Annotated in this window: 14 protein-coding genes; 8 read left to right on the forward strand and 6 right to left on the reverse strand. The window is 49.7% G+C overall.

Features of this window, described 5'->3' with window-relative positions; genetic code table 11:
* Positions 1-170: 170 nt before the first annotated feature.
* The gene (gene mobB, locus J1778_RS04845) at positions 171-701 is read right to left on the reverse strand and encodes a molybdopterin-guanine dinucleotide biosynthesis protein MobB (protein ID WP_217172230.1); all 531 of its coding nucleotides are present in this window, start codon (positions 699-701) and stop codon (positions 171-173) included.
* Positions 698-1,285, reverse strand: a complete 588-nt coding sequence (mobA, locus tag J1778_RS04850; RefSeq protein ID WP_217172311.1) for a molybdenum cofactor guanylyltransferase MobA — start codon at positions 1,283-1,285, stop codon at positions 698-700. The genes mobB and mobA overlap by 4 nt, the downstream gene beginning before the upstream one ends.
* 153 nt (positions 1,286-1,438) lie before the next feature.
* On the opposite strand from mobA, the gene J1778_RS04855 reads away from it, so the two are divergent.
* The 5 genes from J1778_RS04855 to spfP all read left to right on the forward strand — a co-directional run bounded on the left by J1778_RS04855 (position 1,439) and on the right by spfP (position 6,862).
* Positions 1,439-1,708, forward strand: a complete 270-nt coding sequence (locus J1778_RS04855; protein WP_217172231.1) for a YihD family protein — start codon at positions 1,439-1,441, stop codon at positions 1,706-1,708.
* Between the two features lie 92 nt (positions 1,709-1,800).
* A complete protein-coding gene (locus tag J1778_RS04860) occupies positions 1,801-2,787 on the forward strand; it encodes a serine/threonine protein kinase (protein WP_217172232.1) in 987 nt (328 codons plus the stop codon).
* Between the two features lie 46 nt (positions 2,788-2,833).
* Positions 2,834-3,457, forward strand: coding sequence for a thiol:disulfide interchange protein DsbA (dsbA, locus tag J1778_RS04865; protein WP_217172233.1), 624 nt, complete (start codon positions 2,834-2,836; stop codon positions 3,455-3,457).
* 388 nt (positions 3,458-3,845) lie between these two features.
* Positions 3,846-6,650, forward strand: a complete 2,805-nt coding sequence (polA, locus tag J1778_RS04870; protein ID WP_217172234.1) for a DNA polymerase I — start codon at positions 3,846-3,848, stop codon at positions 6,648-6,650.
* Positions 6,651-6,814: 164 nt separating this feature from the next.
* The gene (spfP, locus tag J1778_RS24930) at positions 6,815-6,862 is read left to right on the forward strand and encodes a small protein SpfP (RefSeq protein ID WP_071892919.1); all 48 of its coding nucleotides are present in this window, start codon (positions 6,815-6,817) and stop codon (positions 6,860-6,862) included.
* 172 nt (positions 6,863-7,034) lie between these two features.
* Here spfP and yihA read toward each other — a convergent pair whose 3' ends face one another.
* Positions 7,035-7,685 carry a ribosome biogenesis GTP-binding protein YihA/YsxC gene (yihA, locus tag J1778_RS04875; protein WP_112289285.1) on the reverse strand — a complete coding sequence of 217 codons (651 nt, stop codon included), beginning with the start codon at positions 7,683-7,685 and terminating at the stop codon, positions 7,035-7,037.
* A 579-nt stretch (positions 7,686-8,264) separates the two neighbouring features.
* Here yihA and yihI point away from each other — a divergent pair.
* Together yihI and hemN are read left to right on the forward strand one after the other, a co-directional pair.
* Positions 8,265-8,825, forward strand: coding sequence for a Der GTPase-activating protein YihI (gene yihI, locus J1778_RS04880; protein ID WP_217172235.1), 561 nt, complete (start codon positions 8,265-8,267; stop codon positions 8,823-8,825).
* Positions 8,826-9,012: 187 nt separating this feature from the next.
* On the forward strand, positions 9,013-10,386 hold the full coding sequence (hemN, locus tag J1778_RS04885) for an oxygen-independent coproporphyrinogen III oxidase (protein ID WP_217172236.1): 1,374 nt from the start codon (positions 9,013-9,015) through the stop codon (positions 10,384-10,386).
* Positions 10,387-10,478: 92 nt separating this feature from the next.
* Here hemN and glnG read toward each other — a convergent pair whose 3' ends face one another.
* From glnG to glnA, 3 genes are all read right to left on the reverse strand, one after another.
* Entirely contained in the window at positions 10,479-11,891 is a 1,413-nt protein-coding gene (gene glnG / locus J1778_RS04890) for a nitrogen regulation protein NR(I) (protein WP_217172237.1), read from the reverse strand.
* Positions 11,892-11,898: 7 nt separating this feature from the next.
* Entirely contained in the window at positions 11,899-12,948 is a 1,050-nt protein-coding gene (gene glnL, locus J1778_RS04895) for a nitrogen regulation protein NR(II) (protein WP_112289289.1), read from the reverse strand.
* 250 nt (positions 12,949-13,198) lie between these two features.
* Positions 13,199-14,608, reverse strand: coding sequence for a glutamate--ammonia ligase (glnA, locus tag J1778_RS04900; protein WP_013577652.1), 1,410 nt, complete (start codon positions 14,606-14,608; stop codon positions 13,199-13,201).
* 457 nt (positions 14,609-15,065) lie between these two features.
* Between glnA and typA the strand changes: the two genes are divergently transcribed.
* Positions 15,066-16,889, forward strand: coding sequence for a ribosome-dependent GTPase TypA (gene typA / locus J1778_RS04905; RefSeq protein WP_217172238.1), 1,824 nt, complete (start codon positions 15,066-15,068; stop codon positions 16,887-16,889).
* The last annotated feature ends 163 nt before the right edge of the window (positions 16,890-17,052 follow it).

Here is a 17,052-nt window from a genome sequence, read left to right on the forward strand (position 1 = left end):
AGAAGAGAGTAGGACAAAAGGCACAGCCTTTTGAACGTTGCGCAGCAACGACCCGAAGGGTGAGCCACGGAGTGGGTCATCAACTGCCAGGCATCAAATAAGTGGAAAGCCCTGTACTGACGTACAGGGCTTTTTGCTATGTGAAATTTGGGAAGAAAAAAAGAAAATCTCTAGTTTTGCTGACTTTCCAGCCACTTAATAACAAATTCACCCACGTTATCGACCTCATTTATATTTAGAATGCTGATAGCACGCGAAACCGGTGCGAACAGATTGTCACTTGCAATAGCAACAACATGAATATCAATCAGACTCTCCAGTGATTTCCCCGTTTCCTTTCTGTGCAGCACGATTTTATCGATCCCTCCATGCTTAAATCCTTCAACTAAAATCATATCCAGATTATTACTGTCGAAACGTGTCGCCAGATACTCAAGACTAAGCTCATCCTGCCCGGGAGTTTCAGTCATCAGCGCCCACCGGCTATTGCTGGCAACCATCGTCTGGTCTGCGCCAGCTTTACGTAGCTCAAAACTGTCCTTCCCCGGCGTATCTACATCCACATCATGATGGGTATGCTTTATCAGACCGGTCCGGATACCACGCTGGCGAAGCCAGGGGATGAGCTGTTTCAGCAATGTGGTTTTCCCCGTTCCGCTATAAGCGACGATCCCAAGTAATGGAGTTTGTTTGTTTATCATCTTGAGAGATCCAGGTTGTGGCTTTTCCAAAGAGCCACATCTTCAGGCGTGTTGAGATTGGAAAAGGCGGTGGGATCACTAAAAAATACTGATTTTGCCCCAATCTTATGAAGAAAAATCAGGAGCTTCCTGTCGCCGTTATCAAGGTACGCCGTCAGTGCCGGGATCAGACTCCGCTTTAACAGGCAAAGTGTTGGATGTTCACGCTCTGTATCTCGTGCATAAGCCGCTTCCTGTCCTGATAGCCCGTCAGATAATGTTTCACTGAGATCGTCTGGGAAAGCGGGTACGTCGCAGGGAACGAAAAGTACCCATTCGGTTTTACTCACCGATAACGCTGCAAGCATACCGGCCAGAGGACCTGAAAAATCTTGTTTGATGTCCGGAACGGTCTGAAAATTCTGCCCATAACGTTCTGAATTCCGATTACAACTGATCAGAATATCTCCGACTTGCGGACGTAATTTTTGGGCGATATGTTCAAATAAAGGCTGGCCATTAATATCAATCAACCCCTTATCTTCGCCCATCCTGCTCGAACGACCGCCTGCCAAAATAACGCCAGTGATGTTACTGCGATCCATAATATCCGCCCGTGAAAACCTCATTATTGCTGCCATTGTAGCGCCTTAATTTAGCCCCGGGCAGGTTAAACTTTCCAGCGGTGAGCTTGTACTTTCCCTGATGAAATAACCCTGTTATTTTTAAGGTCTGAAAACAAATGGAGAAGGATTATCATGAAAGAACATCGCGTAAACGAGTTGATCGAACTACTGCATCCGGCATGGAAAGAGGATTGCGATCTGAACCTGATGGAGTTTATCCAAAAGCTGGCCACAGAATGTGGATACCAGGGGCCTTTAGGCGAACTCAGTGATGACACATTGATTTATCACCTGAAAATGCGTGGTACTGACAGCACGACTGAAATCCCGGGTTTGAAGAAAGATTATGAGGATGACTTTAAAACTGCACTTTTGCGTGCCCGTGGTGTGATTAAAGATTGATGTAAACTTATGTGAACTTCATGCGAACCGCTAAAAATAGATGATACTATTTCCCATTGTCATTTTTCTGTGCGGCCAATCCGAATGAAGTTATGAACAATTCAGCTTTTAATTTTCAGGCATTGTCGCCGGATCTTATCCTTGATGCGTTAGAGAGTGTCGGTCTTATTGCTGAGTCCGGCCTCACTGCATTAAACAGTTATGAAAATCGCGTTTATCAGTTTCTCGGTGAAGACAGAAAACGCTATGTGGTGAAGTTTTACCGTCCTGAGCGATGGACAGAAGAACAAATCCATGAAGAGCATCGGTTTTCCCTTGATATGGCTGATGCTGAAATCCCTGCGGTTGCCCCTCTATCCATCAACGAAAACACACTGCATCACTATCAGGGATATATGTTTACCGTATTTCCCAGCGTAGGTGGTCGGCAGTACGAAATCGATAACCTCGACCAGCTGGAGTGGGTAGGACGTTTTCTCGGGCGGATTCATCAGGTGGGCAGTGAAAGCTTGTTTATCGCACGTCCTACTATCGGGCTTGACGAATATCTGGTCCGGCCGCGCGAAGTTCTCGCGCAATGTCCGCTGATCCCAAAGAGTTTGCGCGAACCTTTTTTATCCGCAACCGACCAGCTGATTCGCACTACAGGCGATTATTGGCATACTGACTGGCAACCTCTACGCTTACATGGCGATTGCCACCCGGGGAATATTCTCTGGCGTGACGGGCCGTTGTTTGTCGATATGGATGATGCCCGTAATGGTCCGGCAATTCAGGATCTCTGGATGCTCCTGCATGGGGATCAAAGTGAGCAAAGGCTCCAGTTAGATATCTTGCTGGAAGCTTACGGAGAGTTTGCTGATTTAGATACCCGCGAACTGTCCTTGATTGAACCACTGCGCGCTATGCGCATGGTTTACTATCTGGCCTGGGTTGCCCGCCGCTGGGAGGATCCTGCATTTCCCAGGAGTTTCCTCTGGATGCAGGATGAAGATTTCTGGCGTAGTCAGATAGCGGCTTTTAGTGAGCAAATAAAGAAATTACAGGCACCTCCTTTACAGCTGATGCCAATGTATTGAGTCATGATTAATGTTCGAATTTTAATTAAATGGAGATAGGCATTATATGAAAAAGATATTCCTGGCACTGATTGGTATGGTTATGGCCTTCAGTGTGTCTGCCGCGCAGTTTTCTGATGGCGCACAGTACGTTACTTTAGATAAAACTGTTGCTAATGAGCCACAGGTACTCGAGTTCTTCTCATTTTATTGCCCGCACTGCTACCAGTTTGAACAAGTCTGGCATGTCTCTGACAACATCCGTAAGAACCTGCCAAAAGATGTCAAATATGCCAAATATCACGTCGAATTCCTGGGGCCGTTGGGTAAACAATTAACTCAAGCCTGGGCTGTAGCCATTGCACTGGGTGTGGAAGACAAAGTGAGTCCGCTGATGTTTGATGCTGTGCAAAAACAGCAATCAGTTCAGAATGCCGATGATATCCGTAAAGTCTTTATTCAGGCGGGTGTGAAAGGCGAAGACTACGATGCTGCACTTAACAGCTTTGTCGTGAAATCTCTGGTTGTTCAACAGGAGAAAGCCGCTGCTGACATGGGCCTGCAAGGTGTTCCTTCTGTATTTGTGAACGGAAAATATATGGTTAAAAATGACGGGCTTGATACCAGCTCAATGGATATGTACGTCAAACAATATTCTGATGTGATCAACTTCTTAGCGACCAAAAAATAAGAATTTCTGAACTCAACGCCAGCTTTCGGGCTGGCGTTATATTTTCTAAGAATTGAGGGAAAGGAAATGTTTGCAGGTGTAAATATAAAAAATCTTCCGCAGAAACTTTTTCAGTAAATATTACTATCCACAATAGCTATTAAACTTCTATTACATCAATATTTCATTAGGCAATCCTATAACCTGATGAAACACGTAGCTAAAATTCTGGTTTGTTTTCGGATTAACATCCCGTATTAATTTCCTATTAAAACTATTCACAAAGTTATCCACAGGATGATCCTTCGAGATCCCTCGCAACTTCTCAATGAATTTCCTTCTCATGGTTCGTCTTTCCCGCTGGCTATGGCATCCTTAGAGCATGTCTGATCACGAATAAAGAAGAGTTATGGCCCAGATAGCAGAAAATCCATTAATCCTGGTGGACGGTTCGTCCTACCTTTATCGCGCTTATCATGCGTTCCCTCCGCTGACCAACTCTGCGGGCGAACCGACCGGTGCGATGTACGGTGTGCTGAATATGTTGCGCAGTCTTTTGCTGCAATACACACCAAGCCATGTTGCGGTGGTTTTTGACGCGAAAGGCAAAACCTTCCGTGATGAACTTTTCGAACAATATAAATCCCATCGTCCTCCGATGCCGGATGATCTGCGCTCTCAAATTGAGCCGCTTCATCAAATGGTGAAAGCGATGGGGCTGCCATTACTGGTGGTATCAGGTGTGGAAGCGGACGACGTGATCGGTACGCTGGCACTTGAAGCCGAGAAAGCGGGACATGCGGTTCTGATCAGCACCGGCGATAAAGACATGGCTCAGCTGGTGACGCCGGCTGTCACCCTTATCAACACCATGAACAATGCGATTCTGGGGCCGGATGAAGTTGTCGAAAAGTACGGTGTTCCACCAGAGCTGATCATCGATTTTCTTGCCCTGATGGGTGACTCCTCGGACAATATTCCGGGCGTACCGGGCGTAGGTGAGAAAACGGCACAGGCACTGTTACAAGGCATTGGTGGCCTTGATGCGTTATATGCCGATCTCGATAAAGTATCGACACTCAGTTTCCGTGGTTCAAAAACCATGGCGGCAAAACTGGCGGATAATAAAGAGGTTGCCTACCTCTCTTATCAGCTGGCGACCATTAAAACTGACGTCAAGCTGGATCTCACTTGTGCCGAGTTAACGGTTTCTGAACCCGATGCCGATGAACTCCACAAGCTGTTTGGCCGTTATGAATTCAAGCGCTGGCTTGCTGATGTTGAATCCGGCACCTGGCTGAGTGCCAAAAAATCTGCAGGTAAAGCAGCGGCAGCCGCGAAGAAAGGCGCTCAGGCAGAAGAAACGACGACAGTATCTGCTGTTGAACCTAACCAGCTTTCGCAGGAAGGATATGTCACCATTCTGGATCAGGCGACTCTCGATGAGTGGATCGGTTATCTGAAAGCATCGGATGTTTTTGCTTTCGATACCGAAACGGATGGTCTGGATACTCTGACCGCCAATCTGATCGGCTTATCTTTTGCTACAGAAGCAGGTAAAGCGGCTTATCTTCCCGTGGCACATGACTATCTGGATGCGCCGGCGCAGTTGGATCGCGATGATGTGCTTAAACAACTTAAGCCGTTACTTGAAGATGAAAAGCAGCTGAAAGTCGGGCAGAACCTCAAATTCGATCGTGGTGTTTTACTGCGTTACGACATTGAATTAAAAGGTATCGCCTTCGATACCATGCTTGAATCCTATGTGCTCGACAGTGTGTCTGGCCGTCATGACATGGACAGCCTGGCCGATCGCTATCTCGGCCATAAAACCGTGGGCTTTGAAGAGATAGCCGGCAAGGGTAAAAACCAGCTGACCTTCAACCAGATTGCGCTTGAGCAGGCAGCGCCTTACGCGGCTGAAGATGCCGATGTCACGCTGCAATTGCATCAGGCTCTCTGGCCACGTATTCAGGAAAGCGAATCCCTGACCAAAGTGTTCACGGATATTGAAATGCCGCTGGTGCCAGTTCTTTCTCATATCGAACGTACGGGGGTGCTGATTGATCAGAACATACTTGCGGCTCACTCGAAAGAGCTGGCGATTCGTCTGAATGAGCTGGAAAACAAAGCGCATGAACTGGCTGAAGAGCCTTTCAACCTCTCTTCGACAAAACAGCTACAAGCCATTCTGTATGAAAAACAGAAATTGCCGATCCTGAAGAAAACGCCGGGTGGTGCGCCATCAACTAACGAAGAGGTTCTGGCTGAGCTGGCACTGGATTACCCGTTGCCGAAAGTTATTCTGGAATATCGTGGTCTGGCAAAACTGAAATCGACTTACACCGACAAACTGCCATTGATGATAAACCCGCAGTCTGGCCGCGTGCATACGTCCTACCATCAGGCGGTGACCGCCACGGGGCGTCTGTCTTCCAGCGATCCCAACCTGCAAAATATTCCGGTGCGTAATGATGAAGGACGCCGTATCCGTCAGGCGTTTATTGCGCCAAAAGACTACATCATTCTGGCGGCAGACTACTCGCAGATTGAACTGCGCATCATGGCGCATTTATCTAAAGATGAAGGCTTGCTGAAAGCCTTTGCTGAAGGTCAGGATATTCACCGCGCTACCGCCGCAGAAGTTTTCGGTACGCCGCTGGAGAAAGTTTCCGGTGAACAACGCCGTAGTGCTAAAGCGATTAACTTTGGTCTGATTTACGGTATGAGCGCCTTTGGCTTGTCGCGTCAGCTCAATATTCCGCGCAAAGAATCCCAGCGTTATATGGATTTGTACTTCGAGCGTTATCCGGGCGTGCTGGAATATATGGAACGTACCCGCACTCAGGCTTCCGGGCAGGGTTATGTTGAAACGCTGGATGGTCGCCGCCTTTATCTGCCGGACATTAAATCCAGCAACGCGATGCGCCGTAAAGGTGCTGAGCGTGCCGCAATCAACGCCCCGATGCAGGGTACCGCGGCTGACATTATCAAACGCGCCATGATCAGCGTCGATGCCTGGCTGAAACAGTCAGACGCTCCGCGTGCCCGTATTATCATGCAGGTACACGATGAACTGGTGTTTGAAGTGCATAAAGATGATGTTGCTGTGGCCAGTGAAAAAATTCGCAACCTGATGGAAGCCAGTATGGCGCTGGCGGTGCCGCTGAAAGTGGACGTCGGTACGGGCGAGAACTGGGATCAGGCTCACTAAGTGAATAGTAATTAAGCTTTTTTTGTAATTAAGCTACAGGATTATGTGCTCAGACCATGAAGGTGATCGCATAATCCGCGATTTTTGTGTAAGTAAACTACAAAAAGTTCTTTTTCCCCGTCATGAAATAGGGTAAAGTTTCTCTCGTAGGGTACAGAGGTAAGATGTTCTATCTTTCAGACCTTTTACTTCACGTAATCGGATTTGGCTGAATATTTTAGCCGCCCCAGGCATTTATGTCTGGGGCGTTTTTTATTGGGTTTTTCACAGGATTACGCCTGTTTTCAGACTACCAGGGACAAAAACCGCCCAAAAAAAAGGGCAGCCTGTTGGCCACCCTCATATGTTCTTTACTTACAGACTTCTTCGTTAAAGCGCCGGGAATTACTCGCCTTCGTCAAAAAGCTCTTCTTCCAGCACTTCCGGTGGGATTTCACTGAACCAGGTGTTCAGTTTGTCACTCAGTTTATCGACGCCCATTTTCTTCGGCGAAGAGAAGGCTTCAACCTGAATATCGCCCATGAATTCTTTCACGGCTTCGCGGACCATTTTAATCTGCGCCTGACGCGCACCGGATGCCAGTTTGTCGGCCTTAGTCAGCAGCAACATCACCGGCGTACCGACATCGACAGCCCACTGAATCATTTGCTGATCGAGATCTTTCAGCGGATGACGGATATCCATCAACACCACCAGACCTTTCAGCGAGTTGCGCATTTGCAGATATTCGCCCAGCGCACGTTGCCACTTACGCTTCATTTCTTCCGGTACTTCAGCGTAGCCATAACCCGGCAAGTCGACCAGACGGATGCCCGGCTTCACTTCGAACAGGTTGATGAGCTGAGTACGTCCAGGCGTTTTACTGGTACGTGCGAGGCTTTTCTGCTGTGTCAGAGTATTCAATGCGCTGGATTTGCCGGCGTTTGAACGACCAGCAAATGCGACTTCAATGCCTGCGTCAGATGGCAAATGCCGGATATCCGGGGCGCTCATGACGAAATGGGTCATATGATAGTTGTAAGTTTGGCTGGTCAAAGCGTGCGTCTCCGTGAGGCATGAGTATCTGGCTGGCGATTATAACTGCAACAGAGCCGAGATGCGTTCGTGTTTTTAAAATCCGAATGATGAGGCGAAGGGACCACAGAGATGAAGGCGGGGGAAATTGCCTTCATGATGTAAGACATTTGCTATTCATGATGCGGGTTATTTCGCTTGTTTTGTCGCCGAATTTTTTAATGTTATTCAATTTCAATAAGATAAAATTAATGTCGTAATGAAATCTACAAGACGGCTGGCGTGTATCTTGAGCCTTTGTGTCAGTCGGGTAAAGTATTTCTTACGCGGTGAAGGCGAGAACGGAAACAAGGACGAATATTGCATTCAGGGATCACGGGAAATGCATCGCGATTTAAGGACGAACAGAGCCGGAGGCTCTGAAAGGCAAAGGAAAAACCGGGACGTTGACGCTATACAGGGAAAGTGTTTGAGGAATATCCTTCTTTTGAAGGAAAGAAAAAGGCAGCAAGGTTAACTTGCTGCCTTTTTTCTTTGTTCGCTTTCTGCTAGATTCCGGCGCAAATCTATACTAAATGTACACACCTAAGAGCAGATGCCATGAAACAGCCAGCGAAAGCCCCGCGCGCCAATACCGCGACAGCTAAAACGAAGAAGAAAAGTCGAGTAGAGCTTGATATCGAAGCGCGCGAACGCAAGCGTGACAATAAGCGCCGTGGCCATAAAGCAGGTTCACGCGCAAATCCGGACGCTGCCCAGAATCAAAGCGGTGCAGGCGCTAAAAAAACCGATCCGCGTATCGGCAGTAAGAAAGCGGTGCCATTGATCGTGGAAACCGTCACGAACAATGCGGCGAAAGCGAAGAAAGCCGCCCAGCCGAAGTCAGAGGCAAAACCAAAGATGTCTCCGCAAGAAGAACTGACATTACTGGAAAATGATGAGCGTCTGGATTCCCTTCTCGATCTTATCGATGACGGCAAAGCGCTGAGTGCAGAAGATCAGGCTTATGTTGATCAGACTCTGGATCGTATTGATGTTCTGATGGAAATCCTCGGCATCGAACTCGGCGACGACGAAGATGACGAAGATGACGAAGAAGAAGAGAAGAACGAAGATATGATGCAGTTGCTCAAACGCGGGAATCCAAAAGAAGGTTTCTAAGCGATGCGCTGGGTCATTCCGGCAATAGCCTTACTCTTTGCATGTTATCTCCTTTGGTTATTCGGTAAACTACGACGGTTATCGAAAACCAAAGCACGTTTGCGCAGAGCGACCTTTGTCAGGCAGGCCAAAAGCCTGCCTGTAAGGGAAACCGGCAGCATCCGACGCCGGAAGGAGTAAGTCACCCATGTCAGAACAGACAACCGTCTGGGATTTAGCGCTGATCCAGAAGTACAACTATTCAGGTCCGCGATACACATCCTATCCAACAGCACTCGAATTCAGCGAAAGCTACGACGATGCGGCTTTTAAAAAAGCGGCTTCCCGCTACCCTGAGCGCTCCCTTTCTCTGTATGTGCATATCCCTTTCTGCCATAAGCTCTGCTATTTCTGTGGCTGCAATAAACTGGTGACCCGTCAGCAGCATAAGGCCGAAGAATATCTCAATGTGCTGGAAAAAGAGATCAGTCACCGTGCGCCGCTCTTTAAGGGCCGTCAGGTCAGTCAGTTACACTGGGGCGGTGGTACTCCGACTTATCTCAATAAAGCGCAGATAAGCCGTCTGATGGGCCTTCTGCGGGCACACTTTGATATTCTCCCCGATGCAGAAATGTCACTGGAAGTGGATCCCCGCGAAATCGAGCTGGATGTGCTCGATCATCTGCGCAGCGAAGGCTTTAATCGTCTGAGCATGGGTGTGCAGGATTTCAATAAAGAAGTGCAGCGTCTGGTGAATCGCGAGCAGGATGAAGACTTCATCTTTGCGCTGATTGAACGTGCCCGGGCGCTGGGTTTCAACTCCACCAATATCGACCTGATTTACGGTCTGCCGAAGCAAACAGCGGAAAGTTTTGCTTATACGCTGCAACGCGTGGCGCAGCTGAATCCTGATCGCCTGAGCGTGTTTAATTACGCGCATATGCCAAAACTGTTTGCCGCTCAGCGCAAAATTAAAGACGCCGATTTGCCCGGCGCAGAAGAGAAACTGAAAATTCTGCAGGAAACTATCGCCTCGCTGACTGCGTCCGGTTACCGCTTTATCGGCATGGATCACTTTGCCCGACCTGACGACGAACTGGCGATTGCCCAGCGCGAAGGCAAACTGCACCGTAATTTCCAGGGTTATACCACGCAGGGCGACAGCGATTTACTGGGAATGGGCGTGTCAGCCATCAGCATGCTGGGCGATACCTACGGGCAAAACGAGAAAGATCTCAAAACCTATTACGCCAGAGTAGAAGAGCAGGGGAATGCGTTATGGCGCGGTCTGGAAATGACCGATGATGATTGCCTGCGCCGCGATGTCATAAAATCGCTGATCTGCCATTTCGAGCTGAATTTCGCGGATATCGAACAGCGTTATGGTATCCGCTTCACCGACTATTTTGCCGATGATCTGGCGCTGCTGAAGCCGCTGGCTGAAGACGGGCTGGTTGAGGTGAGCGATACGCATATACAGGTAACGCCACGCGGGCGATTGCTGATCCGTAATATCTGCATGTGCTTTGATATTTATCTGCGCCGGCAGGTACGTCAGCAGCAATTCTCCCGGGTGATCTGATTTCTTCGCAGTAAATCTATTCACAGCAAAATAAAACAGCCGCATGAGCGGCTGTTTTGTTTTCTGGCGCAGGGCTTTTATTTCAGGCCCGGTTATTCCATACCCAGTTCTTTCAGCTTGCGGGTCAGCGTATTGCGTCCCCAGCCCAGCAAGCGCGCCGCTTCCTGTTTATGTCCCTGCGTGTGACGCAATGCCGTGGTCAGCAAAGTGCGTTCCATTTCAGGCTGCGCTTCTGACAACAGGTTTTGATGACCGGAACGCAGGGCGCGATCGGCCCATTGTGCCAGCAGCGTCGCCCAGCTGTCCGGTAAGCTCTGACCACCGGTTTCCGGGGCAGAGGTTTCAAACAGTTCGCTCGGTAAATCCTGAATCAGTACTTCCTGACCGGCCGCCATCACCGTCAGCCAGCGACAGGTGTTTTCCAGCTGGCGCACGTTGCCCGGCCACGGCAGACGAGTCAGCGCGGTTTCTGTTTCCGGATGCAGGTTTTTCGCCTCCACACCCAGTTCTTTCGCCGCCACTTGCAGGAAATAACGTGCCAGCCGCGGAATATCTTCGCGACGTTCGCGCAGCGGGGGGAGATGGACGCGGATAACGTTCAGGCGGTGGAATAAATCCTCACGAAATTTCCCTTCCTGAACCCGTAATTCCAGATTCTGGTGAGTTGCGGCGATAATACGCACGTCCACTTTCACCGGCGCATAACCGCCCACACGATAGAACTGTCCGTCTGCCAGCACGCGCAGAAGACGGGTTTGCACATCGAGCGGCATATCACCGATTTCATCAAGGAACAGCGTGCCATTATCCGCCTGCTCAAAACGCCCCTGGCGGATGGTGTTTGCACCAGTAAACGCCCCTTTCTCGTGGCCGAATAATTCGGATTCGATCAGGTCTTTAGGGATTGCCGCCATGTTCAGCGCGATAAAAGGCGCTTTAGTGCGCGGGCTGTGGCGATGTAAAGCATGAGCCACAAGCTCTTTACCGGTTCCGGATTCCCCGTTAATCAGTACACTGATTGACGAGCGGGACAAACGACCGATGATGCGAAAGACGTCCTGCATGGCTGGCGCTTCGCCGATAATATCCGCCGTCGGGCCGCTCGCAGGCTGGCTGCGTGCCGGTTGCTGTTGTTCCTGATAATGACTGATGGCGCGTTCAACCAGAGCCACTGCTTCGTCAATGTCGAAAGGTTTTGGCAGATAATCAAATGCGCCTTGCTGATAGGCACTGACCGCCGCATCCAGATCGGAGTGCGCTGTCATTATGATGACCGGAAGCATTGGGTGGCGCTGTTTAATCTGCTTTAACAGCGCTAAACCGTCCATCCCCGGCATACGGATATCTGATAACAAAACGTCAGGGGTTTGAGTCGCAATGGCATCAAGCACTTCATTGCCGCTGTCAAACGTGGTGCAGGTCAAACCGGCTCCAGTGAGCGCACGTTCAAGTACCCAGCGGATGGAGCTATCGTCATCGACGATCCAGACTATCCCTCGTTGCATAAGAACCTCACTGGCGAATAGGCAGGAAAACCGAGAATTCGGTATGTCCTGGCCAACTGTTAAATTCAACTTTACCCGAATGCTGGTCAATCAAACTGCGCGCGATAGAAAGGCCCAGTCCGGTGCCCCCTTCGCGGCCACTGACCATGGGGTAAAAAAGAGTGTCCTGCAAATGTGCCGGTACGCCGGGGCCGTCATCTTCAATATCGATGCGTGCCGCCAGACGATAACGCACGCCGTGTAACGTAATCTGGAAAGCAGTCCGCGTACGCAATGTTATTGTGCCGCCTTCCTCCCCCAGCGCCTGCAAGGCATTGCGGGTGATATTCAATAAAATCTGTTCTATCTGATCGGGGTCGTGTGCCAGTTCTGGCAGGCTCGGGTCATAGTCCCGCACCAGCTGAACGTTATCGGGTTTTTCCATCGACACCAGCTGACAAACGCGCTCTGCAACCTGGTGAATACTTTGTGTCACATGCTGGCTCGGACGTTGCGGGCCCAGCAATCTGTCGACCAGATTACGCAGACGGTCAGCCTGCTCAATAATGACTTTGGTGTATTCCAGCAAGGCAGGATCAGGCAGTGCTCTGGATAACAACTGTGCCGCACCACGCAAACCGCCTAGCGGATTTTTAATTTCATGTGCGAGACCGCGGATTAAGTCGCGGGCTGCAACCTGTTGAGCATGCTGCAATTGTTCCTGGCTCAGACGTCGCTGATTATCCATCGGCGCCAGTTCGACCAGAATAAAACCTTCCGGCAGCATCTGTGCGGTCAGCGACAACACATGAGCGCGGCCATCGACGACTAAAGTCACTTCGCTGTCGGTAAAGCCCTGTCCGGCAGTCAGACTTTCACGCATTAACTCGATGTTCAGCGAAAAATATCCCACCAGCTCTGGCAAAGGGGTGCCAAAAAGTTTACGGGAACTTTGCGCCAGTAATTGCTGGGCCGCCGGATTGGCGTAATGCACAGCCAAATCGTCGTCCAACAGCAGAACGCTGTTGATTAAAGAATTCAGGATCTGCCCAGCATCGGGCAGCTTGCCAGTTGCCATACCGCAGTCTCCCGCACCTGATTGGTGCATTTTATCTCGCTACCCGGCGAAAACACGGGGCTGAGGGGTTAAGCAGGAAAGAGTGTGGAGAAAAAAGCCCATCCGGAGATGGGCTGAAAGTTTCCACGGCAACAAATAAAATCGTCTTACTTAATTTTGACGCTGAAGGGTTTGTTCATGCAGACCTCCAGTCGGGTATTTCTCTCAGCGCCCGTCTTCTGACTGGCGCTGAGTTCAGCAGCTAAATTTATTAGACGCTGTAGTACAGTTCGAACTCAACCGGATGCGGAGTCATACGCACGCGATCCATTTCTTCTTTACGCAGACCGATGTAAGCATCGATAGCGTCGTCAGTGAACACGCCGCCACGGGTCAGGAACTCGCGGTCTTCGTTCAGTGCGTTCAGCGCTTCTTCCAGTGAACCTGCAACTTTTGGAATTTCTGCTTCTTCTTCCGGTGGCAGGTCATACAGGTTTTTGTCCATCGCATCGCCAGGGTGGATCTTGTTGATGATACCGTCCAGGCCAGCCATCATCAGTGCAGCAAACGCCAGGTATGGGTTTGCCGCTGGGTCAGGGAAGCGTGCTTCGATACGCATCGCTTTAGGCGTTGATACGTGTGGAATACGGATGGATGCAGAACGGTTACGCGCAGAGTAAGCCAGCATAACTGGCGCTTCGTAGCCCGGGACCAAACGCTTGTAGGAGTTGGTAGTCGGGTTAGCGTAGGCGTTGATCGCTTTAGCGTGTTTGATGATACCGCCGATGTAGAACAGTGCCATTTCAGACAGGCCGCCGTATTTGTCGCCAGCGAACAGGTTGTTACCGTTCTTGGACAGAGACATGTGGCAGTGCATACCGGAACCGTTATCGCCAAACATTGGTTTTGGCATGAAGGTCGCAGTTTTGCCAAATGCGTGAGCCACGTTGTGAACCACGTATTTGTAGATTTGGATTTCGTCAGCTTTTTTGGTCAGGGTATTGAAGCGGGTTGCCACTTCGTTCTGACCAGCAGTTGCCACTTCGTGGTGGTGAGCTTCAACAACCAGACCCATTTCTTCCATGGTCAGACACATGGTAGAACGCAGATCCTGAGAGGAGTCGACCGGAGGAACCGGGAAGTAACCGCCTTTTACTGCAGGACGGTGGCCTTTGTTGCCGCCTTCGTATTTGGTGCTTGAGTTCCATGCGCCTTCGATATCATCGATAGCCACGTGAGAACCGGAGATGCTGCTGCCGAAGCGCACATCATCAAACAGGAAGAACTCTGGCTCTGGCCCGAACAGAACGGTGTCCGCGATACCGGAAGAGCGCAGGAAATCTTCTGCACGTTTTGCGGTAGAACGTGGGTCGCGGTCATAACCTTGCAGCGTAGTTGGCTCAAGGATGTCGCAACGAATGATCAGCGTGGTTTCTTCGTAGAACGGGTCAAGAACAGCAGTGCTCGCATCTGGCATCAAAACCATGTCAGATTCGTTAATGCCTTTCCAGCCACCGATTGAAGAGCCATCAAACATTTTGCCTTCTTCGAAGAAGTCAGCGCTAACCTGGTGTGCAGGAATGGTGACGTGCTGCTCTTTGCCTTTGGTATCTGTGAAACGTAAATCTACGAATTTCACTTCATGCTCATTCAGCATCGTCAAAACGTGTTCAGCGGACATACTAGTTCTCCCGAATTTCTCATTATCGTCGTGGAACGAATAACCATTTTTGGTCTTTAGTTGGAAATAACAGCTTTACTTGAACTGGCGTGTGGACTGAACAGCGCTATTATTTGACTGGTCAGACGCTTCACCCTGTAAAAACTTTTTTTTACCCTAAAAACTATTAGCGAAAAGTGTGCCAACTTTGAGAAAATGCAAACAACGCCATTTTACAGGGCTCTTGCACTCGATAAGTATGCACCATAACGTAATTTCTGCACTATAATGGTGCTAACTCTGAGATGCATGGCACCAAAACGGTGCGTCATAATGGTTCAGTGGTCTTTTTGCACCGTGAAAGGGATCACAAAGTAACCATCCACAAGTTGTTTCATCAAGATCCTTGTGATCTTGTTTAGAACCTCGCTTAATACGTGTACAATAGCGCGCTATTTCTAATGCCTGAGGCAAAGCTGTGATCGAAAATTTGCGTAACATCGCCATTATTGCCCACGTTGACCATGGTAAAACCACCCTGGTCGACAAGCTGCTGCAACAATCCGGTACTTTCGGAGAGCGTGTAGAAGCCACTGAACGCGTAATGGACTCCAACGATTTGGAGAAAGAGCGTGGGATTACCATCCTCGCAAAAAACACCGCCATTAATTGGAAAGACTACCGCATCAACATCGTGGATACCCCAGGACACGCCGACTTCGGCGGTGAGGTAGAGCGTGTGATGTCAATGGTCGACTCGGTGCTGCTGGTTGTGGATGCAATGGATGGCCCAATGCCGCAAACCCGTTTCGTGACCAAAAAAGCATTCGCTAATGGTCTGAAACCGATCGTGGTAATCAACAAGGTTGACCGCCCTGGCGCGCGTCCTGACTGGGTTGTTGATCAGGTCTTTGACCTGTTCGTAAACCTGGACGCAACCGACGAACAACTCGATTTCCCAATCATCTATGCATCAGCATTGATGGGTATCGCGGGTAACGACCATAACGATATGGCCGAAGACATGACCCCGCTGTACCAGGCGATCGTTGACCACGTATCTCCGCCACAAGTTGAGATGGATGCACCTTTCCAGATGCAGATCTCTCAACTGGACTACAACAACTATGTTGGCGTCATCGGCATCGGCCGCATCAAACGCGGTACCGTTAAGCCTAACCAGCAAATCACTGTCATCGACAGCGAAGGCAAAACCCGTAACGGTAAAGTCGGTAAAGTTCTGACCCACATGGGTCTTGAGCGTATCGAAGCCACCGTTGCTGAAGCGGGCGACATCATCGCAATCACCGGCCTGGGCGAACTGAACATCTCCGACACAATCTGTGATCCGGCGAATGTTGAAGCTCTGCCAGCGCTGAGCGTTGATGAACCAACAGTGACCATGTACTTCAACGTAAACACCTCTCCGTTCTGTGGTAAAGAAGGTAAGTATGTGACTTCACGTCAGATCCTTGACCGTCTGAACAAAGAACTGGTGCACAACGTTGCATTGCGTGTTGAAGAAACTGAAGATGCTGATGCATTCCGCGTTTCAGGCCGTGGTGAACTTCACCTGTCGGTTCTGATCGAAAACATGCGTCGTGAAGGTTTCGAGCTGGCGGTTTCCCGTCCTAAAGTAATCAACCGTAAAATCGATGGCCGCATGCAAGAGCCATTCGAGAACGTGACACTGGATATCGAAGAGCAACACCAGGGTTCTGTAATGCAGGCCATGGGTGAGCGTAAAGGCGATGTCAAAGACATGATCCCAGACGGCAAAGGTCGTATCCGTCTTGATTACCTGATCCCTGCACGTGGCCTGATCGGCTTCCGTACAGAATTCATGACCATGACTTCTGGTACCGGTCTGCTGTACTCCACGTTCAGCCATTACGATGACGTTCGTCCAGGCGAAATCGGCCAGCGTCAGAACGGCGTGCTGATCTCCAACGGTCAGGGTAAAGCAGTTGCGTTCGCACTGTTCAGCCTGCAAGACCGCGGTAAATTGTTCCTGGGCCACGGCGCAGAAGTGTATGAAGGCCAGATCATCGGTATTCACTCACGTTCTAACGACCTGACCGTGAACTGCCTGACCGGTAAGAAACTGACCAACATGCGTGCGTCCGGTACTGACGAAGCCACAACTCTGGTTCCTGCTATCAAAATGTCTCTGGAGCAAGCTCTGGAATTCATCGATGATGACGAACTGGTCGAAGTGACTCCTCTGTCCGTGCGTATCCGTAAACGTCACCTGACCGAGAACGATCGTAAACGTGCTATGCGTGGTCCTAAAGAAGGTTAATCTTCTTTAACGCTTGCCGTTACACAGAAACAGGGTGCCTTTGGGTACCCTGTTTTTTTTTGTCTTTTTTCTAACGCTGAGGTAAACGCCGCAACTCTGTCACTGTTCAGGTGTACGTTTTACCGCTAAAGTTAAAAGTCATCTTTGAAATCAGGAGCGTGCA

Source organism: Rahnella bonaserana, assembly GCF_019049675.1.
Taxonomy (GTDB): Bacteria; Pseudomonadota; Gammaproteobacteria; order Enterobacterales; family Enterobacteriaceae; genus Rahnella; species Rahnella bonaserana.